This window comes from Labrys miyagiensis (assembly GCF_030160835.1).
Taxonomy (GTDB): Bacteria; Pseudomonadota; Alphaproteobacteria; order Rhizobiales; family Labraceae; genus Labrys; species Labrys miyagiensis.
Window position 1 is genome coordinate 32,855 of sequence record NZ_BSPC01000048.1, and the last position, 24,283, is coordinate 57,137.

Annotated in this window: 19 protein-coding genes; 14 read left to right on the plus strand and 5 right to left on the minus strand. The window is 64.1% G+C overall.

The features are described from left to right. Nucleotides 1–3 precede the first annotated feature (3 nt). Nucleotides 4–1,407 carry a UDP-N-acetylmuramate--L-alanine ligase gene (gene murC, locus QQL24_RS21375; RefSeq protein ID WP_284314321.1) on the plus strand — a complete coding sequence of 468 codons (1,404 nt, stop codon included), beginning with the start codon at nt 4–6 and terminating at the stop codon, nt 1,405–1,407. On the opposite strand, the gene QQL24_RS21380 is transcribed toward murC, so the two are convergent. After that, nucleotides 1,371–1,985, minus strand: a complete 615-nt coding sequence (locus tag QQL24_RS21380) for a nucleotidyltransferase family protein (RefSeq protein WP_284314322.1) — start codon at nt 1,983–1,985, stop codon at nt 1,371–1,373. The genes murC and QQL24_RS21380 overlap by 37 nt on opposite strands. Nucleotides 1,986–2,064: 79 nt before the next feature. On the opposite strand from QQL24_RS21380, the gene murB reads away from it, so the two are divergent. The 13 genes from murB (at nt 2,065) to QQL24_RS21445 (ending at nt 17,505) form a co-directional block, all read left to right on the plus strand. Continuing rightward, nucleotides 2,065–2,982: a UDP-N-acetylmuramate dehydrogenase gene (gene murB / locus QQL24_RS21385; protein WP_284314323.1), complete on the plus strand. Its 918-nt coding sequence runs from the start codon at nt 2,065–2,067 to the stop codon at nt 2,980–2,982. Nucleotides 2,983–3,234: 252 nt separating this feature from the next. Beyond that, nucleotides 3,235–4,128, plus strand: a complete 894-nt coding sequence (locus QQL24_RS21390) for a cell division protein FtsQ/DivIB (RefSeq protein ID WP_284314324.1) — start codon at nt 3,235–3,237, stop codon at nt 4,126–4,128. Then, nucleotides 4,125–5,450: a cell division protein FtsA gene (gene ftsA / locus QQL24_RS21395; protein ID WP_284314325.1), complete on the plus strand. Its 1,326-nt coding sequence runs from the start codon at nt 4,125–4,127 to the stop codon at nt 5,448–5,450. The genes QQL24_RS21390 and ftsA overlap by 4 nt, the downstream gene beginning before the upstream one ends. Before the next feature lie 241 nt (nt 5,451–5,691). Next, complete coding sequence (gene ftsZ, locus QQL24_RS21400) at nt 5,692–7,365, plus strand: cell division protein FtsZ (protein WP_284314326.1); 1,674 nt, start codon at nt 5,692–5,694, stop codon at nt 7,363–7,365. Nucleotides 7,366–7,690: 325 nt separating this feature from the next. Beyond that, a complete protein-coding gene (gene lpxC / locus QQL24_RS21405) occupies nt 7,691–8,647 on the plus strand; it encodes a UDP-3-O-acyl-N-acetylglucosamine deacetylase (RefSeq protein ID WP_284314327.1) in 957 nt (318 codons plus the stop codon). Nucleotides 8,648–8,910: 263 nt separating this feature from the next. Continuing rightward, nucleotides 8,911–9,777, plus strand: a complete 867-nt coding sequence (locus QQL24_RS21410) for an outer membrane protein assembly factor BamD (RefSeq protein WP_284314328.1) — start codon at nt 8,911–8,913, stop codon at nt 9,775–9,777. Between the two features lie 110 nt (nt 9,778–9,887). After that, nucleotides 9,888–11,561 (plus strand): DNA repair protein RecN, encoded by a 1,674-nt coding sequence (gene recN / locus QQL24_RS21415; protein ID WP_284314329.1) that lies wholly within the window; start codon nt 9,888–9,890, stop codon nt 11,559–11,561. Between the two features lie 95 nt (nt 11,562–11,656). After that, nucleotides 11,657–12,211, plus strand: coding sequence for an REP-associated tyrosine transposase (locus QQL24_RS21420; RefSeq protein WP_284314330.1), 555 nt, complete (start codon nt 11,657–11,659; stop codon nt 12,209–12,211). Nucleotides 12,212–12,559: 348 nt separating this feature from the next. Next, nucleotides 12,560–14,698, plus strand: a complete 2,139-nt coding sequence (gene ligA / locus QQL24_RS21425) for an NAD-dependent DNA ligase LigA (protein WP_284314331.1) — start codon at nt 12,560–12,562, stop codon at nt 14,696–14,698. After that, nucleotides 14,682–15,170 carry a DUF3828 domain-containing protein gene (locus QQL24_RS21430; protein WP_284314332.1) on the plus strand — a complete coding sequence of 163 codons (489 nt, stop codon included), beginning with the start codon at nt 14,682–14,684 and terminating at the stop codon, nt 15,168–15,170. The genes ligA and QQL24_RS21430 overlap by 17 nt, the downstream gene beginning before the upstream one ends. 72 nt (nt 15,171–15,242) lie before the next feature. Then, nucleotides 15,243–16,103: an AraC family transcriptional regulator gene (locus QQL24_RS21435; RefSeq protein WP_284314333.1), complete on the plus strand. Its 861-nt coding sequence runs from the start codon at nt 15,243–15,245 to the stop codon at nt 16,101–16,103. Between the two features lie 390 nt (nt 16,104–16,493). Continuing rightward, a complete protein-coding gene (locus QQL24_RS21440) occupies nt 16,494–17,213 on the plus strand; it encodes an AzlC family ABC transporter permease (protein WP_284314334.1) in 720 nt (239 codons plus the stop codon). Continuing rightward, nucleotides 17,203–17,505 carry an AzlD family protein gene (locus QQL24_RS21445; RefSeq protein ID WP_284314335.1) on the plus strand — a complete coding sequence of 101 codons (303 nt, stop codon included), beginning with the start codon at nt 17,203–17,205 and terminating at the stop codon, nt 17,503–17,505. Before QQL24_RS21440 ends, QQL24_RS21445 begins: the two co-directional genes overlap by 11 nt. A 31-nt stretch (nt 17,506–17,536) precedes the next feature. Here the strand turns inward: QQL24_RS21445 and QQL24_RS21450 are convergent, their stop codons facing one another. The 4 genes from QQL24_RS21450 to QQL24_RS21465 form a co-directional block, all read right to left on the minus strand. Further along, on the minus strand, nt 17,537–19,348 hold the full coding sequence (locus QQL24_RS21450) for an aminopeptidase P family protein (protein WP_284314336.1): 1,812 nt from the start codon (nt 19,346–19,348) through the stop codon (nt 17,537–17,539). 112 nt (nt 19,349–19,460) lie between these two features. Next, on the minus strand, nt 19,461–20,384 hold the full coding sequence (locus QQL24_RS21455) for a 50S ribosomal protein L11 methyltransferase (protein WP_284314337.1): 924 nt from the start codon (nt 20,382–20,384) through the stop codon (nt 19,461–19,463). Nucleotides 20,385–20,588: 204 nt separating this feature from the next. Continuing rightward, entirely contained in the window at nt 20,589–21,758 is a 1,170-nt protein-coding gene (locus tag QQL24_RS21460) for an aminotransferase (protein ID WP_284314338.1), read from the minus strand. Between the two features lie 1,129 nt (nt 21,759–22,887). Then, complete coding sequence (locus QQL24_RS21465) at nt 22,888–24,198, minus strand: ABC transporter substrate-binding protein (RefSeq protein WP_284314339.1); 1,311 nt, start codon at nt 24,196–24,198, stop codon at nt 22,888–22,890. Nucleotides 24,199–24,283 lie beyond the last annotated feature (85 nt).

The window sequence follows — 24,283 nt, forward strand, 5'->3', positions numbered from 1 at the left end:
TCCATGAAGCTGCCCCGCGAGATCGGCCCCATCCACTTCGTCGGCATCGGGGGCATCGGCATGTCCGGTATCGCGGAGGTGCTGGTCAATCTCGGCTATACGGTGCAGGGCTCGGACGCGGCCGACAACTACAACGTCAAGCGCCTCAAGGATAAGGGCGTCAAGACCTTCATCGGCCATGCCGCCGAGAATCTCGGCGATGCCGAGGTGGTTGTCGTCTCCACCGCCATCAAGCGCGACAATCCCGAGCTCGCCGCCGCCCGCGAGCGCCGCCTGCCGGTGGTTCGCCGCGCCGAGATGCTGGCCGAGCTGATGCGGTTGAAGACTTGCGTCTCCATCGCGGGCACCCACGGCAAGACCACCACGACCTCGCTGGTGGCGACGCTCCTCGATGCCGGCGATTTCGACCCCACCGTGATCAATGGCGGCATCATCAACGCCTACGGCACCAATGCGCGTCTCGGCTCCAGCGACTGGATGGTGGTGGAGGCGGATGAAAGCGACGGCACCTTCCTGAAGCTGCCCACGGATGTCGCCATCGTCACCAATATCGACCCCGAGCATCTCGACCACTTCAAGACCTTCGATGCCATCAAGGACGCCTTCCGCGCCTTCGTGGAGAACATCCCGTTTTACGGCTTTGCCGTGATGTGCCTGGACCACCCGGTGGTGCAGGAACTCGTCGGCACCATCGAGGACCGCCGCGTCGTCACCTATGGCGAGAACCCGCAGGCCGATGTGCGCCTCACCGATCTCGATCTTTCGGGCGGGCGCTCGCGCTTCCGCGTGGTGATCCGCGACCGCAAGACTGGCGCGAGCGTCGAGCTCCCGGATCTCGGCCTGCCCATGCCGGGCGGCCATAACGCCCTCAACGCCACCGCCGCCATTGCTGTCGCCCATAATCTCGGCATGGATGCCGACGCCATCCGCAAGGGCCTTGAAAGCTTCGGCGGCGTCAAACGGCGCTTCACCCGCACCGGCGAGTGGAACGGCGTCGCCATCTTCGACGATTATGGCCACCACCCGGTGGAGATCGCCGCCGTGCTCAAGGCCGCGCGCGCCTCGACCAACGGTCAGGTGATCGCCGTGGTGCAGCCCCACCGCTACACCCGTCTTGCCAGCCTCTTCAACGAATTCTCCGCCTGCTTCAACGATGCCGACATGGTCATCGTCGCCGATGTCTATGCGGCGGGCGAGAGCCCGATCCCAGGCGCCGACAAGGACGGCCTCGTCGCCGGCATCCGCGCCCGCGGCCATCGTCATGTCGTGGCCCTCGACCGTCCCGGCTCGCTCGCCGGCATCGTCGCCTCGGTGGCCAAGCCCGGCGATTACGTCATTTGCCTCGGCGCTGGCAACATCACCCAGTGGGCTTACGCGCTGCCGGGAGAACTGGCGGCGCTGGGGTAATCCCACGAGATCACGGTAAGCTCCGGCCAGATCGCCTTTGCCTTGGCCGCCTTGGCGGCCAATCCCTTGTCGAGCCCCCGATGGGGGTTGGGGCGAACGATCATGCCGAACATATCTTCGAGCCCGAAAGGCGCGGCGATGTCGAGGCAGTCGTCGGCTTCCAGCCGCACGCCCACGGCGTGGACGATCGCCGCATAATGGAGGAAGGCTTCGTCCGCCGACCTGAGTTGCGGGTAGGGGGTGCCGAAGCGCTGTTCGAACCACAGATGCACGCGGGCTTGGTTGCGGACTTCCACCGGCCAGCGGCCGGCAAAGGCTGCCTCGGACTGCCTGATGATCGCATCCTCAGCCTCCCAGCTCAGGTCGCCATCGTCGAAATAGATGAGGTCGTAATCCTTGATGCCCGTACCCCTCGGCTGGCCGGTGAGATGGTTCCATACCGTCTGGTAGATGCTGCCCGCTGCCAATCGCCATTGCGGCAGGCCGAGCGAACGGGCGATGCGCAGGAAGACCATGAGGTCCTCATCCGCCCTCAGGATGGCGCGCAGGCGCTCTTCATAGGTCTGAGGCTTGCTCATGGCACTCCACGGCAGAATCGCTGGGCTTTTCCCCGAATGTAAGCAATAAAGCGCGCGTTCCCAATCGCCGATCGCCTCGATGACTTTTCCCGACATCACCTCCTCCCTGCGTCTCCTGATGCCCGGCCTGCGCGGTGCGCTCGAGGCCAATGCGCCGATGGCGCCGCTGTCCTGGTTCCGCACTGGCGGCCTGGCGCAGGTGCTGTTCACGCCGGTGGACGAGGACGATCTCGCGCTGTTCATGGCGGCTCTGCCGTCGGAGGTGCCCTGGATGGTGGTGGGGCTCGGCTCCAATCTCCTGGTGCGCGACGGCGGACTCGAAGGCGTCGTCATCAGGCTCGGCAAGGGCTTCGGCGGCATCGAGGTTGATGGCCTCGCCGTCAAGGCCGGAGCGGGGGTGCCGGATGTGAAGGTGGCGCGAGCGGCAGCCGAGGCCGGCATCAAGGGGCTCTCCTTCCTGCGCGGCATTCCCGGCGCCATCGGCGGGGCGCTGCGCATGAATGGCGGCGCCTATGGCGGCGAGACCAAGGACGTTTTCGTGTCGGCGCGGGCGGTTGCGCGCGATGGTTCGCGCGTCACCTACGATGTCGCCGCGATGGGCTTCACCTACCGCAGATGTGCGGTTCCTACGGACGTGGTCTTTACCGAAGCGGTGTTCCGGGGCGTGCCGGGCGATCGCGAGGAGATCCTCGCCGAGATGCAGCGCATCACCGAATCCCGCTCCTCCACCCAGCCCGTCAACACGCGTACGGGCGGCTCCACCTTCAAGAACCCACCGGGGCACTCGGCCTGGAAGCTGGTGGATGAGGCCGGTTGCCGCGGGCTGACCATTGGCGGTGCCCAGGTTTCGCCGATGCATACGAACTTCCTCGTCAATCTCGGCAATGCCTCAGCCGCCGATATTGAGACTCTGGGTGAGACAGTTCGCGAATGTGTCAGGAACCAATCGGGCATCGAGCTCGAATGGGAGATCAAACGCGTCGGCACGCCTGCCTGAGAGGCCCGCGCGGCTCATCTGCCGTAACGGCATGTCGCAGCGTCCCGCGTGCAATTTTCCGAACGCCTCCAGCCGCTAAAGACGCAATCCTTAAGCGCTGGTAACCGATTGTTTACCGATTTGTCCGAAAGCTAACCTTAATGGGGCGTGTGACATTTTCCGCTTGAGGAGAATGAGCGGGCTCCTGAAACCGCCCTTCAAAAAGATCATCCCGCGCGGGTGGTTCCTCAAGAGAGCGTTGGCTTCGAGCATATGCTGCGTTTGTTCAATCTGCCCGATTTGCGCCAAGCCGGATTCACGACCCGTACCTGGGTGGATCTGCGCTCGACGCGCCTGCAGCGCTTTGCTTCCAATCCGCCGCGCGGCCTGGGGCTGACGCTGGCGCTCGCCTTTCTCGCCAGCACCATCGTCTATGGCGCCGAGACAGGCCCGGTCTGGCCGCAGATGCAGGCCCAGTACGGCACCCCGCTCGACATGGCCGCCAATGCCTGCGGCTTTCGCATCGAAACCGTGGCCGTCACGGGGCAGCGGGAGCTGACCGACCAGCAGATTTTTGCGGCGGCCGGCGTCACCAACACCTCCTCCCTGCTGTTCCTGGACGCAGAGGCGGCGCGCGAGGGGCTGGAGAAGCTGCCGCTCGTCCAATCCGCCCAGGTCCGCAAGCTCTTTCCCTCCACGCTTTCGGTGACCATCGAGGAGCGCAAGCCCTATGCCCTCTGGCAGCGCGATGGCTCGGTGATGGTGATCGCCGAGGACGGCACGGTGATCGACAATGCCGTCGACCAGCGCTTCGCCGACCTGCCGCTGGTGGTGGGTGAGGGGGCCGACAAGCACGCCCATGAGATCATCGCCGCCCTGGCCGACACGCCCGAATTGAACGGGCGGGTGAAGGGCGTCACGCTGGTCTCCCAGCGCCGCTGGAATCTCACGCTCGACAACAGCGTGGTGGTGAAGCTGCCGGAGGAAAACCCCGAGCAGGCCTTGAAGAATTTGGCGGCCCTCGAACGGAACGCCAAGGTTTTGGAAAAAGATATCTTGGCAGTCGATATGCGTATGCCCGATCGCGCTACTTTTCGTTTGAGTGAACAGGCCGCCGCGGCCCGGGCCGATGCCATTGCCAAGAAGAAGAAGGGGGACAAGGTATGAGCCCCTTCGAGAACGGCCTGACCCCCAAGCTGAAGCCGCTGGCGCCGCGCAGGACCAGCGTGATGTCGGTGCTCGATGTCGGCACCAACAAGATCGTCTGCCTGATCGCCCGCCTACGCCCGCTGGAGGGTGCGGACCTGCTTCCAGGGCGCAGCCACCAGGCCCAGATCCTGGGCATCGGCCATCAGCGTTCGCGCGGCATGAAGTCGGGCGCCGTCGTCGACATGGAAGCGGCCGAGCAGGCCATCCGCCACGCGGTCGATGCCGCCGAGCGCATGGCCGGGGTGCGCGTGGAGTCGGTGATCGTCAACGTCTCCTGCGGCCGCATCAACAGCGAGCACTACTCCGCTTCCGTCCAGCTCAGCGGCCATCAGGTCTGCGATCACGACATCCATCGCGTGCTCGATGCCGGCGCCAACCATTCGGTGCGCGACAGCCGTGCCGTGCTGCACTCCCTGCCCATCGGCCACATGCTCGACGGTGTCGGCGGCATCCGCGATCCGCGCGGCATGCTCGGCCGCCAGCTCGGCGTCGACATGCATGTGGTGACGGCGGAAGCCTCGCCCGCCAAGAACCTGATGCTCGCCATCGAGCGCTGCCATCTCCACGTCGAGGCCATGGTGGCGACGCCCTATGCCGCCGGTCTCTCGGCCCTGGTCGACGACGAGACCGAGATGGGCGTCACCCTGATCGACATGGGCGCCGGCACCACCTCGGTGGCCGTGTTCGCCAATCGCGCCTTCGTGCATGCGGACGGCCTGGCGGTCGGCGGCGCGCATGTCACCACCGACGTGGCGCGCGGCCTGTCGACCAAGCTCTCGGAGGCCGAGCGCCTCAAGGTCCTCTACGGCGCCACCATCGCCAGCCCGTCCGACGATCGCGAGACCATCGCGGTGCCGCCTGTGGGGGACGATCATGGCGACGGCATCCATCACGTGCCGCGTTCGCGCCTGGTGCGCATCATCCGCCCGCGCATCGAGGAGATCCTCGAAATGGTGCGCGACCGCCTGCGCAATTCCGGCGCCTGGGCCGAGGCCGGCCGCCGCGTCGTGCTGACGGGCGGCGCCTGCCAGCTTACCGGCACGGTAGAGCTTGCGCGCAAGATTCTGGACCGTCAGGTCCGCATCGGCCGCCCGCTCGGTATCGCGGGTATGCCGGAGGCCGCAAAGGGACCACCTTTCGCTACGGCAGCGGGCCTTCTGGTCTACCCGCAGATCGCAGGAGTTGAGCATTTCGAACCGCAGGTCCGGATGCGCGCTCAAGCCACTGGAACAGACGGTTATTTCGGTCGGATGGGACGGTGGTTGAAGCACAGTTTCTAAGTCTTGATTTCAAAAAGGAAATCCAGTTTCGAATCAGGACGGGTACCTTGAACTACTAAGGTCGAGCGGTTTTTCAAGGCCGCTTGAACTTAAAAAAACCGGTCAATTTCGGCCGGAATACACAAAAGCCTGCTTCGCAAATCAGTAACTTTCTGATTCAAGGGGTAGGAAGGGGTCGTAAGGCCTTGAAGAACGTCAATTAAGGGGCGCGGAGACGCGGCCTTTGCAAAAGAGGCGAACCATGACGATCAACCTCAAGATGCCGGATATCCGGGAACTGAAGCCGCGTATCACCGTGTTCGGCGTTGGTGGGGCTGGCGGCAACGCTGTCAACAACATGATCGAGGCTGGGCTCGAAGGCGTCGACTTCGTCGTCGCCAATACCGACGCCCAGGCGCTGACTCTCTCGAAGGCTGACCGCATCGTGCAGATGGGCATCCAGGTCACCGAGGGCCTCGGCGCCGGCTCGCAGCCGGAAGTTGGCCGCGCCGCTGCGGAAGAGGTGATCGACGAGATCCGCGATCATCTGAATGGCGTTCACATGGTCTTCGTCACCGCCGGCATGGGCGGCGGCACCGGCACCGGCGCTGCCCCCGTGATCGCCCGCGTGGCACGAGAGGTCGGTATCCTTACCGTCGGTGTGGTGACCAAGCCCTTCCACTTCGAGGGCCTGCGCCGCATGCGCCTGGCCGAGTCCGGCATTGCCGAGCTGCAGAAGAGCGTCGATACCCTCATCGTCATTCCGAACCAGAACCTGTTCCGGGTCGCCAATGACAAGACCACCTTCGCCGACGCCTTCGCGATGGCCGACCAGGTGCTCTATTCGGGCGTTGCCTCCATCACCGACCTGATGGTCAAGCCTGGCCTGATCAATCTCGACTTCGCCGACGTCCGCGCCGTGATGCGCGAGATGGGCAAGGCGATGATGGGTACCGGCGAAGCCTCCGGCGAGCGCCGCGCCATCCTGGCTGCGGAAGCCGCCATCGCCAACCCGCTGCTCGACGATGTCTCGATGAAGGGCGCCCGCGGCCTCCTCATCTCCATCACCGGCGGCCCCGACATGATGCTCTACGAGCTCGACGAAGCCGCCACCCGCATCCGCGAGGAAGTCGATCCGGAAGCCAACATCATTCTCGGCGCCACGCAGGATCCGTCGCTGGAAGGTACCATGCGCGTGTCGGTGGTCGCCACCGGCATCGACTCGGCCCTCTCGCCGCAGGCCGCGCCCTCCAAGGACGATTTGCGCCTCGCCGAAATGACAGCCCGCGTGCGCGAGCAGGCTGCGGCCCAGGCCGCTCAAGCTGCCCGTGTCGCTGCGCCCCGCCCGGCCGCTCCGGCTCCCGCCCCGATCATGGTCGAGACGGCAGCCGTGCAGCCAGAGATCGCCCAGCCTGTCCTCGCGCCGGCTCCAGTCGAGCCCGCGCCGATGGCCGTCGCCAACGACGTGACGCTGCGCCCTTTGGCTCCGAAGCCCACTCTCTTCCGTGAGCCGGTGGTCGAGGAAGCCCCGCGCCCGACCGAGCATTATGCCGAGCCCGACCATTTCGTGCCGCCCGCGCCCGAAAAGGCCGTGGTGCGTCCGCCTCGCATGCCGAGCATCCAGGACCTGCCGATGCCCGTGCAGGCCCAGATCGCCGCCCAGCGTGCTCCCGAAGCTCATCAGGGCCCGAGCGCCGACAAGAAGCGCATGACGCTGTTGCAGCGCCTTGCTGCTGTCGGTCTCGGCCGTCCTGAGACGGAGGAGGTGGAAGCGGCCCCCGCGCCGGTGGCGCGCCAGCCCGAGCCCCGTCCGGCCCCGCCGCGTCCGCCGGAAGCCCAGCGCCGTCCGCCGGCCCCGCGCCCGGCTCCTCAGGTTCGCTCGATTGAGGACGAGCAGCTCGAGATTCCGGCCTTCTTGCGCCGTCACTCCAATTGAGACCAAATTCCAGCCTGTGAGGAATTTGTAACCATACAACTGAACATCGACGGCCCGGGCTCGCCACCCGGGCCGTAGTCTTTTGAAATGATTAAGGATTCGGAAATTAGGGTGAGCGGCCTGAATGAGGCAGGCCTGTGTTACAGACCGTAAGAAAGCGTGATTTGGCTAAACCTTTGGGTTCTGCTTTACGTATTTCTGAAGAAAGGTCCGAGTCCACGTCGTCAGATGTGGTCGACAAGGACCAAGGGTCAAAAGAGAAAACAGGCCAGTCTGGTTTTGGTTGAGTTTCGCCCAGTTGGCGGATGGCTTGTGGAATACGAACATGAAATCTGGTTTCCAGACGACTTTGAATGACCGGGTATCCCTTGAAGGGATCGGTGTCCATTCTGGCAAGCCTGTCTCAATCACCTTGCATCCGAGCGAGGCCAATAGCGGGATCGTTTTCCTGCGCACCCATCTCGAGAATGGGCGCGAGCGGGAGATCCTGGCTCATTATCCCAATGTCATCGATACGCGCCTGTGCACTGTCGTGGGTGACCCTGTGCGCGGTTCTGTTGCCACCGTCGAGCATTTGATGGCTGCCCTGCGGGGGCTGGCCATCGACAATGTCACGGTCGAGGTTGACGGTCCCGAGATTCCGATCATGGACGGGTCCTCGGCGGTGTTCGTGGATGCGATCGACCAGGTCGGCATCGCCACGTTGCGGACGCGCCGTCGCCAGATCAAGGTGCTCAAGCCGGTGCGGGTCGAGATGGGCCGTGCCTGGGCCGAACTCCTGCCCACTGACAAGAGCGCGGCCGGCTTCCGTCTCGATGTCGAGATCGATTTCGAGTCGCCGCTGATCGGCCGTCAGCGCCGCATTCTCGACCTCACGCCGGACTCGTTCCGCCGCGAACTGTCGCGTGCGCGCACCTTCGGCTTCGTCAAGGATGTCGAGCAGCTGTGGGAGCGGGGCCTCGCGCTCGGTTCCTCGCTGGAGAATTCGGTGGCGCTGGGGGAGGATCGCATCCTCAATCCGGAAGGGCTGCGCTATGGTGACGAATTCGTGCGTCACAAGATGCTCGATGCCGTCGGCGATCTCGCCCTTGCCGGTGCACCGCTGATCGGTCTGTACCGCTCCTATTGCGGCGGCCATCGCGTCAACTTCATGATGCTCGAGGCGCTCTTCGCCGATGACAGCGCTTGGACCATGGTCGATGCACCGGTACGCCGCGAGAGCGGCCACGCCGAATTGAGCAGCGGGCTCGCAGCCGCCGCTTTCGCGCCCGATACCAATTGAGCGCGAAGGCGTTTGCCTTCTTTGGCGATATTGCAGCAAAGCTTTGTACAAATCGATCGAGGCGGTGGCGCTTGGCCTTACAATCGGCTAGAAGGGCGCGTGAATTGCCACCGGGCAAATGGCCTTTCCGCCATGGAGGGGCCATGGTTGCCTGCCAAGGTCGAGCCACGAAGTGTTAACGTTGTGGTGCGAATCTGATGGATGGGATCATCCACCGGAAGCGTGCCGCGACGCCGGTTTTCGTCGAAGTAGAGGTTTGAGTGATGCCGCTGCGTTCCCTCTCGTCTTCCCGCGCGATCGCGACGCGGCTTGCGGTCCGCGTCTTCGCGGTCGCCATGCTGGCGATCCCGCTGGCTGCCTGCGGCCTGTGGGATGACGATCCGGTCTACACCACCCAGGCCACCGACCCGCCGGACCTGCTCTACAATCAGGGCCTCGTGGCCATGAAGGGGGGCGACTATTCCAAGGCGATCAAGCGCTTCGACTCGCTCGACAAGCAATATCCGCAGACGGATTGGCAGAAGAAGGCGGTTCTGATGAGCGCCTACGCCAATTATTCCTCCGGAAACTATGACGATGCCATCTCGGCTGCGCGCCGCTATGTGACACTGTGGCCGAAGGACAAGGATGCGGCTTACGCCACCTATATCTGGGCCAATTCGCAATATAAGCAGATCCCGGACGTTACGCGCGACCAGGACCGCGCCAACCAGGCCCTGGCCGGCTTCCAGATGATCCTCTCCGACTATCCGAAGTCGGAATATGTTGACGATGCCAAGTTCAAGATCCAGGTCGTGAAGGATCAGCTGGCCGGCAAGGAAATGGAAATCGGCCGCTACTACCAGAAGCAGGAAAACTACACGGCCGCCGTCAACCGCTACAAGACGGTGGTGGCGCAGTACGCGCAGACCCGCCAGATCGAGGAAGCGCTGAGCCGCCTGACCGAATGCTACATGGCGCTGGGCCTCAGCAACGAGGCGCAGACGGCTGCCGCCATTCTCGGCCACAACTATCCCGACAGCCAGTGGTACAAGGACGCCTATTCGCTCGTGAAGTCGCATGGCCTCGAGCCGCGCGAGGACACCGATTCCTGGCTGAGCCGTACCTTCCGCAACGCCATCACCCTCTGAGCGCTTTCATCTCGATTTGTTGAAGGGGCCGGTCGAGAGACCGGCCTTTTCCTTGTGTGCGACGCGCTCTTTTGGCATGCGACGCAGCGCCAAGAACGATATAAGACCGCATGCTCGTCCAGCTCGCCATTCGCGATATCGTCCTGATTGACCGGCTCGACCTCGATTTCGCCTCGGGGCTTTCGGTGCTGACGGGAGAGACCGGCGCCGGCAAATCGATCCTGCTCGATGCCTTTTCGCTGGCCCTCGGCGGGCGCGGCGATGGCACGCTCGTCCGTCACGGCCAGAGCCAGGGGCAGGTGACGGCCGTGTTCGACATTGCCGTTGATCATGCCGCGCGGGCCGTGCTGAAGGCCAACGACATACAAGATGACGGCGACCTCATCCTGCGCCGCGTGCAGATGGCCGACGGCCGCACGCGTGCCTTCATTAACGACCAGCCTGTCAGCGTGCAGGTGTTGCGGGCCACCGGGGCGGCGCTGGTGGAGATCCATGGCCAGCACGACGACCGCGCCTTGACCGATCCCGCCTCGCATCGCGCCCTGCTCGACGCCTTTGGCGGCCTTGAAAAACTGGCGGACAGTGTCGCCGCCAGGCACGCAGCCTGGCGCAAGGCGACGCAGACCCTGGCCCAGCATCGGGCGCGCCTCGAAAAGGCGAGGGCGGAAGGGGACTGGCTGCGCCATTCGGTGGACGAACTCTCAAAGCTCGACGTCCAGCCGGGAGAGGAAGAGGCGCTGGCCGAGCGTCGCGCCCTGATGATGCAGGCCGAGAAGATCGCCGTCGATCTCAAGGAGGCCCATGACGGGGTCGGCGGCCATGACTCGCCCGGCCCGGCACTGGCCGCCATCATCCGTCGACTCGAGCGGCGCGGTGCCCAGGCCCCGCGTCTGGTGGAGCCCGCCATCGCTTCGCTCGACCAGGCGCTGAATGCGCTGGAGGAGGCGCGCATCGCCCTGCAGACCGCGCTGGAGGAGGCGAATTTCGATCCTGCCGAGCTGGAGAGGCTGGAAGAACGCCTGTTCGCCCTGCGGGCCGCAAGCCGCAAATATGACGTCATGGTCGAGGGGCTTCCGGCCCTCGCCGAGCGTTACGCCGCCGATCTCGCGGCTCTCGATGAGGGAGAGGGCCAGCTCAGGGCGCTGGAGGAGGCAGACCGGGCCGCCCGACTGGCCTATGAGGCCGAGGCCGCCACCCTTTCGCAGAAGCGTCAGGCCACGGCCAGCCATCTCGACAAGGCCGTCAATGGCGAGCTCGGCCCGCTCAAGCTGGAGCGCGCCAGGTTTTCCACCAATGTCGACAGCGACAAGACCCTGGCCTCGCCCGATGGTTTCGACCGCGTCGAATTCTGGGTACAGACCAATCCCGGCACGCGCCCCGGCCCGATGATGAAGGTCGCTTCCGGCGGCGAGCTCTCCCGTTTCATGCTGGCCCTGAAGGTGGCGCTGGCCGACCGCGGCTCGGCGCCCACTTTGGTGTTCGACGAGATCGACTCCGGCGTCGGCGGCGCGGTCGCCGACGCTATCGGCCAGAGGCTGGCGCGGCTTGCCGAGCGCGTGCAGGTCATCAACGTGACCCACGCCCCGCAGGTCGCCGCCCGTGCCTCCACCCACTTCCTCATCGCCAAGGAAGCCCAGGGCAAGGAAAAGGTCGCCACGCGCGTCTCGCCGCTGGATGTCGCGCGGCGGCGGGAGGAAATCGCCCGCATGCTCGCCGGCGCGCACGTGACGGAGGAGGCGAGGGCCGCCGCGGACAGGCTGCTGGGGGGCGGGGTGCAGGGGTAGTTCGGTGTGCCGATCTCCAGATCGGCATGGAAACGTGGCGTGTGGGGATAGGATGCCGATCTGGAGATCGGCACACCAAGCCTGCGTGAGGCTCGATGACTGAGGAAACACTCCATCTCGGATGGCATCAGCCGCATTCGCTGCCTCACTTCGATTCACCAGAAATAACGCAGTTCGTCACGTTTCGCCTGGCGGACAGCCTGCCGGCCAATGCCGTCAATCCCGACAGAACCAACGAGTTCAATAGACGACGTGTCGAGCGAGAGCTTGATAGAGGCAGCGGGGCCTGTTGGTTGAAAATCCCCGAAATCGCTGATCTCGTAGAACGGTCGCTGCTGGCGTTCGATGGCGAGCGTTATCGGCTTTGGGCTTGGTGCGTCATGCCCAATCACGTGCATAGCTTGTTCGAGATGATCGAGGGCAACAGGCTGGGCGATATCGTCAAATCGTGGAAAGGCTACACGGCGATACGCGCTAACCGCATACTTCGGCTGGACGGGCCATTCTGGCAGCGCGATTACTTCGATCGCTACATGCGCAACGAAGAACAGATGGCCAGGACCATCGACTATATCGAGCGGAATCCTGTTCAGGCTGGATTGTGCCGCGAGCCAGCTGAATGGCGTTGGTCGAGTGCTCACTTCCGGTAGCGCTGAAGCATTGCCTCGGTGTGCCGATCTCCAGATCGGCACGAGAACCGCAACGTGAGCAGGAAAGAGATGCCGACCTGGAGGTCGGCACACCGAGGCCGCGCCCTGTCGGCGAAGCCTGCGCTGACTACGCGTCCTTGGAGGGCACCGTTCGAGCGCTTGTTCCCGTGGGCGATGAGGAGCTGGTTTGGTGTGCCGATCTCCAGATCGGCATGGAGACGTGGCGTGTGAGGATAGGATGCCGATCTGGAGATCGGAACACCAAACCAGCGCTCCACCAACCCTCTGCCCCGATTGGAATGGTTGTGTTAAGCCAATGCCAACTCTCCGTGCCGGTAAAGCATTTCCATGATCAATCCAAAGCCCGTCTCCGAACTCACCCTCGAGGAAGCCCGCAGCGATTATGGGGCGTTGACCGCCAGGCTGCTGGAAGCGGAGCAGGCCTATTTCCAGGATGATGCGCCCGTCATCTCCGATGCGGACTATGATGCGCTTCGCCTGCGCTACGGCGCCATCGAGCAGAAGTTTCCTGAGCTCAGGACGGCGGAAAGCCTTTCCAACAAGGTGGGCGCGGCGCCGTCGGAGAAATTCGCCAAGGTTCGCCACCGCGTGCCGATGCTGTCGCTTTCCAACAGCTTTCTGGACGCGGATGTCGAGGAGTTCGTCGGCCGCATCCGCCGTTTCCTCGGCCTCGGCGAGGGGGATGACCTGGTCATCACCGCCGAGCCCAAGATCGACGGCCTGTCCTGCTCATTGCGCTACGAGGACGGCAAGCTCGTGGTGGCGGCAACGCGCGGCGACGGCGCCGAAGGCGAGGATGTCACCAACAATGTCCGCACCATCGGCGACGTGCCCAACACGCTGAAGGGCAGGGCGCCGGACCGTTTCGAGGTACGCGGCGAAGTCTATATGCGCCACAGCGACTTCAGCGCCATGAACGAGCGCCAGGCGGCGGCGGGCAAGCCGCTCTTCGCCAATCCGCGCAATGCCGCCGCCGGATCGCTGCGCCAGCTCGATGCCTCGATCACCGCGAGCCGTCCTCTGCATTTCTTCGCCTATGCCTGGGGCGATGTGAGCACGCTGCCGTCCGATACGCAGTTCGGCGTGGTCCAGGCCTTTGCCGACTGGGGCTTCACCGTCAATCCGCTGATGGTGCGCTGCCACGGCGTCGAGGACCTGCTCAGGCACTACCACATGATCGAGGACCAGCGCGCGAGCCTGGGCTACGACATCGACGGCGTTGTCTACAAGGTCGACCGGCTCGATTTGCAGCAGCGCCTTGGCTTTGTCTCCCGCTCGCCGCGCTGGGCCACCGCGCACAAATTCCCGGCCGAGAAGGCCACGACCATCCTGCGAGACATCGAGATCCAGGTTGGCCGCACCGGCGCGCTTACGCCGGTGGCTAAGCTCCAGCCCGTCACCGTGGGCGGCGTGGTCGTCTCCAACGCGACGCTGCACAATGAGGACGAGATCGCCCGCAAGGACGTGCGTGTGGGCGACACCGTGATCGTGCAGCGCGCCGGCGACGTCATTCCGCAGATCCTGGGACCTGTGCTGGAGAAGCGTCCGGCCGAGGCCGTACCCTATGTCTTCCCGGCACTCTGCCCTTGCTCGCTACAGACGCCGGTGGTTCGCGACGAGACCGTCACGGGCGGAGAGGGCGCGGTGCGGCGCTGCTCGGGTGAGTTTGCCTGCCCCTTCCAGAAGATCGAGCATCTTCGTCATTTCGTGTCGCGCCGCGCCTTCGATATCGAGGGCCTCGGCGAGAAGCAGATCGCCTTCTTCTTCGAGGACGCCGAGCTGCCGATCCGCGAGCCCGGCGACATCTTCACTCTGGCGGCACGCGACAAGCAGAACCTCAAAAAGCTCAGGGATCGCGAAGGCTTTGGCGAGACCAGCTCCCGCAATCTCTTCGCCGCCATCGATGCCCGCCGCGACATCGCGCTGGAGCGCTTCCTCTATGCGCTCGGCATCCGCCATGTCGGCGAGACCACGGCCCGCCAGCTCGCCCGCGCCTACGGCTCCTGGCAGGCCTTCGAACAGGCGGCGTTGCGCATCGCCGCCAAGGACGAGGAAGCGGCGGCCGAGATGGACGCCATCGATCAGATCGGCGAGACGGTGGTGGAGGCGATCGGCGCCTATTTCGGCGAAGCGCACAATCTGGCCATCCTCGAACGCTTGACCGCGGAAGTCCGCATCATCGACGCCGAAAAGCCACGGGCCGAAAGCCCGGTTGCCGGCAAGACCGTGGTCTTCACCGGCTCGCTGGAGCGCATGAGCCGCGACGAAGCCAAGGCCATGGCGGACCGCCTCGGCGCCAAGGTCTCTGGCTCGGTGTCGAAGAAGACGGACCTCGTCGTCGCCGGCCCTGGCGCCGGTTCGAAACTGGCAGATGCGCAAAAGCACGGCGTGCGCGTCATCAATGAGGATGAATGGTTCGAGCTCGTGAATGGAGCAGGGAACAAAGCAAATGACCAGAACCTATAAACTTGCCTTCGGCCTGATGCTGGCGCTGGGCCTCGCGGCGCCGGCGCTGGCTGCCGAGACGACACCCGAGGCGGTAGTGCAGCAGATCTATTCGGGCAAGACGCCTACCACCAAGAGCCTCGACATCATCGACAATGCCAAGCTGCGTGCGAAATATCTCAGCAAGGATCTCGCCTCGGCTGTGAAGAAGGATAACGACGAGTCAGCCAAGTCGGGCGATGTCGGGGCTCTCGATTTCGATCCGGTGAGCGACTCGCAGGATCCGATGATCAAGGACCTGAAGATCGAGCCCCTGCAGGTGCAGGGCGACAAGGCGCAGGTGAAGGTGAGCTTCAACACCTACGATCCCAAGCGTGACGAGCTCCTCTACGACCTGGTGAAGGAAGGCGGCCAGTGGCGCGTCTTCAACATCTCGAAACAGGGCAGCGCCGAGGATGCCTGGTCGCTGCGCCAGATCCTGTCGCTGAAATAAGTCGGGTCGATTTTTCGGCCGGATGCAACTTTCGTCCAAGCAATGGGTTGCCGGCTGCGTTATCTTAAGGGCATGCAGCCGCAATCCACCGCCTTTACGACGCTTGAAGATGCCGCCGAACGGGGAGACGCTGTGCGGTTCTGGCGCGAGCAGCGCTATGACGGGCTGGAATGCCTGAGCGCCGTGTTTCGTCGGCACCGCTACGTCCCGCATACCCACGAAACCTATGCCATCGCCGCCGTTCTCGATGGCTGCGAGGCTTTCCATCACCGCGGTGCGCGCCATTATGTCAGCCCCGGTAGCTTCGCGGTGGTCTGTCCCGATGAGTTGCACGACGGTGAACCGGCCGATGACGGATTCGTCTATCGCGTGCTCTACCCGACCATCGATCTGATGCGCTCGGTTGCCGAGGATGCCTTCGGGCGCCCGGTGCCGGGGACGCCCTGGTTCGATCATTCCGTGGTCGATGATGCCGATCTTGCCGGAGAGCTCGTGAAACTGCAGATCGCTCTCACCGATCCCGAGGTGACGCTGCTCGAACGCGATGCGCGGCTGGGGCGCTTCTTCTCCGCCATGCTGGGGCGCTGGGGCGGCCTGGGAGAGCCTATCAAGCTCGGCCATGAGAGCGGACCGCTCACCAAGGCGCGGGACTATCTGGACCAGCATTTCGACCGCGACGTCGCGCTGGACGAACTGGCGCAGGTGGCGGGGCTCAACCGCAGCCATCTCGTGCGCTCCTTCCGCAAGGCGATGGGCACCACGCCCCACGCCTATCTGCTCGACCGCCGCTACCGCGCCGCCCGCCGCCTGCTCGCCGCCGGCGAGGGGCCGGCCGAAGTCGCCGCCGCTTGCGGCTTCTGCGACCAGAGCCACCTCAACCGGGTGTTCAAGGCTCGCATGGGCGTGACGCCAGGGGCTTTCCGGGCGCAGTGACAGTGTGCCGATCTCCTGATCGGCACGGAAACGGTGTCCTTTCGGGAAGAGGTGCCGATCTGCAGATCGGCACACCAGTTCGCGCCGACCGGCGAGTCCTTCCTGGCAGGACCGCAGGCGTCTCGCCTCTCCTCTGTCCAAGGCGCAGGCAGGATCGGTGTGCCGGTCTTCAGACCGGCATGCCCTGTGCTTATGTGGCAAGATGCCGGTCTGAAGGCCGGCACTCCGAGTGGCGTCCTTTCCGACACGTGCATCGTTTCCAAGAGCAGGCGAGACGCCTGCGGTCCCAGGAACGCCACGACCGGTAGCGTCTAACATCACATTGCAACTTTTGTCCAAGACCCCGCATCCCGATGTGCTTAATCAGGCGGCTCTAGCAGGAGCCCCATCTTGTCTGTCCGATCCGAAATCTGTTCCGCCCTGATCGATATCGCCCCGCCGGCTCTCGCCGCGGTGCCGATCGGTTTCCTGTTCGGCGCCATCGCCGTGTCGAAAGGCCTGTCGCCCACGGAAGTCGCCCTGATGTCGACAAGCGTGTTTGCCGGCAGCGCGCAGTTCTCGGCGCTGCAGCAATGGACACAGCCGGCACCGATCCTGACGCTCGCTTTCGGCACGCTGCTGATCAACTGCCGCCACATCCTGATGGGCGCTTCGCTGACCCCGAAGACCAAGCTGTTCTCGCCCGCCCAGCGCTTCCTCGGCTTCTTCTTCCTGGCCGACGAGATCTGGGCGATGTCCGAACGGCGCGCCAGCCAGACGGTGCTGACGCCACTCTATTATTTCTCGATGGCGATCTTTTTCTACCTGAACTGGCTGGTGTGGAGCACGGCCGGCAGCCTGGTCGGCCAGCTCCTTGGCGATCCCGCCCGCTACGGCGCCGATTTCGCCTTCACCGCGCTGTTCATCGGCCTGATCGCCGGCTTCTGGGAAGGGCGCACCACCGCCGCCACCATCCTGACCAGCGCCACCGTCGCGGCCCTCGTCTATGCGAAGGTCGGCGCGCCCTGGCATGTGCCGGCCGGTGCCCTGGCCGGTATCGCGGCCGCCTATCTGGCGGCAAAGCCCGAGGCGAGCAGGCGCGACGGCGAGGAGGCTCTCCATGTCGCTTAACCCCGACGTCGTCGCCGCCATCCTCGTCATGGCGCTGGTGACCTACGGTACGCGCATCGCCGGCATCTTTCTCTCCGGCCGCCTGAAGCTGGCGGGACGCCCCAAGGCCGCCTTCGACGCCATCCCCGCGGCCGTACTCGTCTCGGTGATCGCGCCCGTCGCCCTTGCCACCGGCCCGGCAGAGACCACGGCAACGGTGATCGCGGGTATCTCGGCCACGCGCATGCCGCTGCTGGTAACGATCGTGATCGGCGTCGTCAGCGTGGTGGTGCTGCGGATGATGATGCCTTGATTGGGGGGCGAGTCTGAAGACCCGCCGCCGTTTACCCGATCCTCGCCGTCGCCTGCTCCAGCCAGGCGCGCTCGGCATCGTCGACCAGCGGCGCGATCGCGTCATAGACCCGGGCGTGATAGGCGTTGAGCCAATCGATCTCGCTCTTCGTCAGCAGCGAAACCTCGATCGGCCGCGTATCGATCGGCGCGAGGGTGACGGTCTCGAAGCCGTACATGGTGCGCTCGGCGCCCTCGATCTCGACCTCCTCGACCAGCACGAGATTCTCGGTGCGGATGCCGAACTCGCCGGCGCGGTAATAGCCGGGCTCGTTGGAGAGGATCATGCCCGGTTCCAGCGGGGTGGTGCCGAGCTTGGAGATGCGCTGCGGACCCTCGTGCACGGAGAGATAGGAGCCGACGCCGTGGCCTGTGCCGTGGTCGAAATCGGTACCGATCTCCCACAGGGCCGCGCGGGCGAAGCTGTCGAGCTGCGAGCCCGCGGCGCCTTTCGGGAAGCGGGCCGTCGCGATGGCGATGTGGCCCTTGAGCACGCGGGTATAGCGGTCCTTCATCAGCGGCGTCACCGTGCCCACCGCGATGGTGCGGGTGATGTCCGTGGTGCCGTCGACATATTGGGCGCCGGAATCAATGAGATAGAGGCCGGGGCTGATGGCAAGGTTCGAGCTGTGGCTGACGCGGTAATGCGGAATGGCCGCATTCGGTCCGGCGGCCGAGATCGACGGGAAGGAGAGATCCTTGAGCACGCCCGTCTCGGTGCGGCAGCGCTCCAGCGCCTCGGCCGCCGAGATCTCGGTCTCCTGGCCCCCAGGCACGGTGCGGTCGAACCAGGCGAGGAAGTTCACGAAGGCGACACCGTCGCGGATATGGGCGGCGCGGGTGCCGGCCCGCTCGGCTTCGTTCTTGACGGCGCGCAGCAGCGCCACGGGATCGCCACCCTTCTGGATCTTGCCGCCCGCGCGCTCGACCAGGATCGCGAAATGCTCCACCACCATGTTGGGATCGAGCCGCACCGTCTTGCCCTTCATCGTCTCGGCGAGCACGGCCTCGATCTGGCGCGGCTCGGCGATGGCCATGTGGTGGGAGAGGTCGTCGCGCACGGCGTTGGAGAGCTTGCGGCCATCGGCGAACAGGGTCGGCTGTCCCTCGGCCGGCACCAGGGCATAGGAGAGGGGCAGGGGCGTATGGGAGACGTCGCCGCCCCGGATGTTGAAGAGCCAGGCGGCGGCATGGGCGTCATTGGTGAAGACGGCATCGACCTTCTGCTCGCGCAGCTTGGCCTGGAGTCTGCCGATCTTCGAGCCGGAATCTTCGCCGGCGAGGGCCACATCGTGCAGCACGATGGGGGCCAGGGGTGGCGCGGGGCGATCCTTCCAGACCGTGTCGATCGGATTTTCCTTGACAGGAACGAGGCTTGCGCCGGCTTTCTCGCAGGCGGTGCGAAGCCGTTCAACCTCGCTCATCGATTGAAGGTGCGGGTCATAGCCGAGCTTCTGGCCCGGCTTGAGTACCTCGCCCAGCCATTTTTCCGGCGGCTCCTCGATGAGGTGGCGCGGGGTGATCAGGCCGGTGTCGACCTGCTCGCGCACCTGGACGGTGTAGCGTCCGTCGACGAAGATCGAGGCCTGGTCCTTCAGGATGATGGCGATGCCGGCCGAGCCCGCAAAGCCGGTGAGCCAGGACAGGCGCTCCTCCGAGGGCGGGCAATATTCGTTCTGGTGCTCGTCGGAGCGGGGAACCACGAAACCGTCCAGCCCGAGTTCGCCGAGCTTGTCGCGCAGGGCCTTGACGCGGTCGGGACCGAGAGAGGGTTGGGAAACTTCATCGAAGGACTGAAAAGGCATTGGTTGATATCCCTGGGAGCGCGGACATCCTGTCCGCTCTTGGTGGTCAGCGAATGCTGTAAACGATGCGTTTGCAGAGGAGGAAGAGCGGACTGGAAGTCCGCGCTCCCGGTCAGACCTTCCTCGGCTTGCCTCCGCCATGGGACAGCACCAGCGTCGTCCATTCATCCAGCCGGATGCGGCGAATGAGATGGAGACCCTGCATGCGATAGGCGGCGAGCGCCGCATTGGCATGGGCATGCAGGAGGCCGGAGAGGATCACCGTGGCGCCCGGGGCGAGCAGCCGGCTCATCGGCGCGGCGAGGCGCACCAGCGGGCCCATCAGGATATTGGCGAAGACGAGGTCGAAGGGCTTGTTCGCCTGCATGGCATGAGCCGTGGTGCCGCGGGCGACGAAGCTCTGCACATAGGCGCCAGCCTTGTTGAAGCGGACATTGTTGCGCGCCGTGGCGATGGCGACGGGGTCGATGTCGGAGGCCAGTACGCGCAGATGCAGCGCCCTGGCGGCAGCGATGGCGAGCACGCCGGTGCCTGTGCCGATGTCGAGCGGGCGGCTGGGGCGCCGGCGCTTGAGGAGATCGTCGAGGGCCAACAGGCAGCCGCGCGTGGTGCCGTGATGGCCGGTGCCGAAAGCGAGCGCCGCCTCGATCTCGATGCCGATCGTGTTGGCTGGGACGGCAGCCCGGTCATGGCTGCCATGGACGGTGAAGCGGCCGGCACGGACCGGGGCGAGGCCCTCCAGCGAGGCCGCGACCCAGTCCTTGTCGCCGAAACTGTCGAAGACGACCTCCATGTCGGGCCCTGCCGCGAGAGCGATCAGGTCCCTGACCGAGTCCTCATTGGGTGGAGAGCGGAAATACACCTCGACCAGCCAGGGCGGCTTGGCCGTGCCGTCTTCCCTCTCGAAGGCAGCGATGGCCGTCTCGGTGGGATCGAAGCTCTCGCCGAGCAAATCGGCGATGCGGCGCGCGCGCATCTCGTCGGTGACGATGCGGGCGACATGGGTGGGATTGTTGGGGTGAAGACCTTCGAGCATGCTGCTTGGCTATCGCGACGGGCGCGGAAGGGCAATGGAAATTGCGCATAACACCCTCCCCTTGATGGGGAGGGTCGACGCAAAGCGTCGGGGTGGGGCGGGAAGCGCGACATTCCCGACTCGATTGCTGCACGAAAGCGGGTCGCCCCACCCCGGACTTCGTCCGACCCTCCCCATCAAGGGGAGGGTGAAGAGTCGGCGCTATCAGCCCCCGAAACGCGAAAACCTCTCCCTCAACGCCTGCAATTGCTCCACGCCTGCATTGGCGAAGGCAACCCGCATATGGCCTTCCTGGCCCGGGCCGAAATAGGGGCCAGGCAGGCAGAGCACGCCTGCCTTCTCGACCAGCTCCTTCACTACTGCTGCCGCGGGCCGGCCGGGGAAGGGATGGCGCAGGAAGGCGAAATAGGCGCCCATGGAATCGACCTTCCAGCCATTGAGCCCCTGGAAGGCTGCACGGAAGGCGTCGGTGCGCCGGGCGATCTCCTGTCTGTTGGCCTCGCGCCAGTCGGCCAGTCCGTCGATGGCCCAGGCCACGGGCCCCTGCGCCGTGCGCGGCGCGCAGATCTGCAGCGTATCGAGGATCTTGCCGATCTGCGTCTGGACCGTCTGCGACGCGACAAGGGCGCCGAGGCGATGACCGGGAATGCAATAGCTCTTTGAGAAGGAATAGAGATAGATCAGCGTGTTGGCGGCATCGCCTGAAGCGATGAGGTCGTGCGGGCGGCCGTCGACGAAGTCGCGATAGGTCTCGTCGAGGATGAGAAAGAGGCCGCGCTCTCGGCAAAGGCGGGCGAAGGCTTCGATGGTCTGCGGCGGGTATACCGCACCAGTCGGGTTGTTGGGCGTGACCAGCACGATCGCCCGCGTGGTGGCGTCGATCAGTTCGGCCGCGCTCTCGACATCAGGCACGAAGCCGTTCTCGGGCGGGCAGGCCAGCGCCCGCGCCTCGATGCCGAGCATGTCGAGGGTCATCTTGTGGTTGAAGTACCAGGGGCTCGGCAGCAGGATGGAGTCGCCCGCCTTGGCGGTGGCGAGGGCCGCGACGAAGAAGGCCTGATTGCAGCCGGTGGTGATGGCGACATCGCGCCAATCGACCGACCCGCTATAGAGGCTGGAGACATGCGCCGCATAGGCCTGGCGCAGGGCCGTGTCACCCTCGATCGGCCCGTAGCTTGCCGTCGCTGCTTCGGCGGCGTTGCGGCTGAGGCGTTCCAGGAGTTCGGCGTGCGGCGGATAGCCCGGCACGGCCTGCGAGAGATCGATCAGCGGGCCGGCCGCCCCGTCATAGGCGCGAGCCCAGGCCTGAGCCTCCGGGATGGGCGGCGTGGCGGTGTCGATGAGATCAGGATTGATCGCGGGGCGAGTGCTCATGGCCCTTTCTTGCCTGCGGCATATCGGGCTGGCAAGGGCTTGCGAAAGACATTCGTGACAGAGATCGGAAACCCGGATTTGGCCAGCTGCAAAAGTCGCTCGCAAAACGGCACTTATGCGTCCGACTATTGCGACAGGGAAAGCCGAGCGATTTTAGGGATTGGAATTGAGGAGGCAAAAGTCAGGAGTTTCGCGAAGCTGGCCAGCTTTTTAGAAAAAACATTCTAATGCCGTCGAAGAGCCAGATCGCTGAAGAAATTATTATAGCCAACATCGGGAAAATTGCGACCTCTAATGAATCGTATTTGAACAATAGAAAGATGGAAAAAATATAAGTTATGCTTAGTATCGCTCCACTTATTGTTTTACCAAGATAAATTCTGTACATGCCAATAAACCCAACAGAAGTGAACAGCAACCATATCAGGAAAATCTTAAATGCATGGTTGTCATTGATCTTGTAATCAAACATCCGAACCCTCACGGCACTGTTGCAAAATTCCCGCGTTCTGTGAACCCGCGCGGAATCGCGTCGCTACGGGTAGCGCTCTACAAACCCGTTGATCGCTTCATGGAACCTATCAATAGCTTCCTGTGGGGCGTCCTGATTCGGCCAAATTGAAATCAGATAGTCCAATTCGGATCTCACACCGTCGAACTTCGTCTGTCCTTCATTCTCGGTCCCTACGAAAATTGTATGGACCATATTGCCGTAGAGGCCGCACGTTATTGCAAATGGAGAGTATTTGCATTGCTCCAATGTAATGCGCGCTCCCACTGAATGCTCCTCGTCTCGAAGAATTGTCCCTCCCTCGGAGCCGATAAGGCCGATTGAGCTGCCGTTGCCAAAAGCTGTCCAAGTCATCCCAATTCATTGCCCTGCGATTCAACCATGTGTCGCAAAAGTTCCGATTTCTACGAGACTTTTGCAGTGCACTGGAGGCCGGATTCCGCTGCTTGCAAACATCTTTCGTGGTGATGACTGGGCGCCAGGAATTCCTAACCTCTCAGCCAAGGCTCTTTGGCAGTTCGGCAGCCGATGAACAGCCGTACGGCCAGAAGGTCGAGGAGGGGCCGGCTGCCCCGGCCACGAAGAAGACCGGGACAGCCTCTTGTCTTCGCAGAACGCCTACTTGATGTAACCCGCCTTGGTCACCGTGCGCGTCGTATCTTCCTGGGCCTGGGACAGCGCATCATCGACCGACACGGCGCCGGCGAGAGCCGAGGAGAACAGCGCACCCACGCGGGTGCCCATGCCCTGGAACTCAGGGATGGCGACGAATTGCACGCCGACATAGGGAACCGGCTTCACGGTCGGCTTGGTCGGATCAGCCGAATTGATAGAGTCGAGGGCGATCTTGGCGTAGGGGGCCGCCTTCACGTAATTGTCGTTGTTGTACAGGGAGGTACGGGTGCCCGGAGGCACATTGGACCAGCCGTTACTTGCGGCGACAAGCTCCAGATAGGGCTTGCTGGTGGCCCAGGCCAGGAACTTCTGGGCCGCATCGACCTTCTTGGAGGTGGCGGGAATGGCCAGGGCCCAGGACCACAGCCAGTTGGCGTTCTTGCCCAGACCCGCATTCGGAGCCTGTGCGAAGCCGACCTTGTCCGAGACGGTCGACTGGGTCTTGTCCGTCACGAAGGAGGCGGCCGAGGTCGCGTCGATCCAGATGCCGCACTTGCCCTGGTTGAACAGAGTGAGGTTTTCCTGGAAGCCGTTGGAGGAGGCGCCGGGCGGACCGTAGTTCTTCATCAGGTCGACGTAATAGGTGAGCGTCTTCTTCCACTCCGGCGAATCGAACTGAGGCTTCCAGCTCTCGTCGAACCAGCGGGCGCCGAAGGAGTTGGCCATCGAGTCGATCAGGGCCATGTTCTCGCCCCAGCCGGCCTTGCCGCGCATGCACACGCCATAGACGCCGTTGGCCCTGTCGTCCATTTTCTTGGCGGCTTCGGCCACGAAGTCCCAAGTCGGCTTGTCGGGCATGGTGAGCCCGGCCTTGGCCAGCAGGTCCTTCCGGTACATCGTGAAGGAGGACTCGCCATAGAAGGGAGCGGCATAGAGCTTGTTTTCATAGCTCAGGCCGGCCCGGATCGGCGGCAGGAGGTCGTCGACGTCATAGTCCTTGCTGAAGTCGAGCGGAGCAAGCCAGCCCTTCTTGGCCCAGATCGGCACCTCATAGGTGCCGATGGTGAGGATGTCGAACTGGCCGGCCTTGGTGGCGATATCCTGGGTGACCTTGTCGCGCAGGGCGTTTTCCTCGAGCGTGACCCAGTTCAGCTGGATGTCCGGGTTGGCCTTGGTGAAATCGTCGGTCAGCTTCTGCATACGCAGCATATCGCCATTGTTGACCGTGGCGATCGTCAGGGTGTCAGCGTGCGCATACGCAACGGTGCCGCAAAGTACAGTGACATAGGTGGCCGTTCGTAGAAATCTATTCATCTCGTCCTCCCTTTCGTCTGCTGCGGGATTATTACGGGACCCCGCTTCCCGAAATCTAAGTTGCACCATCCGCCGGGTGGCGAGT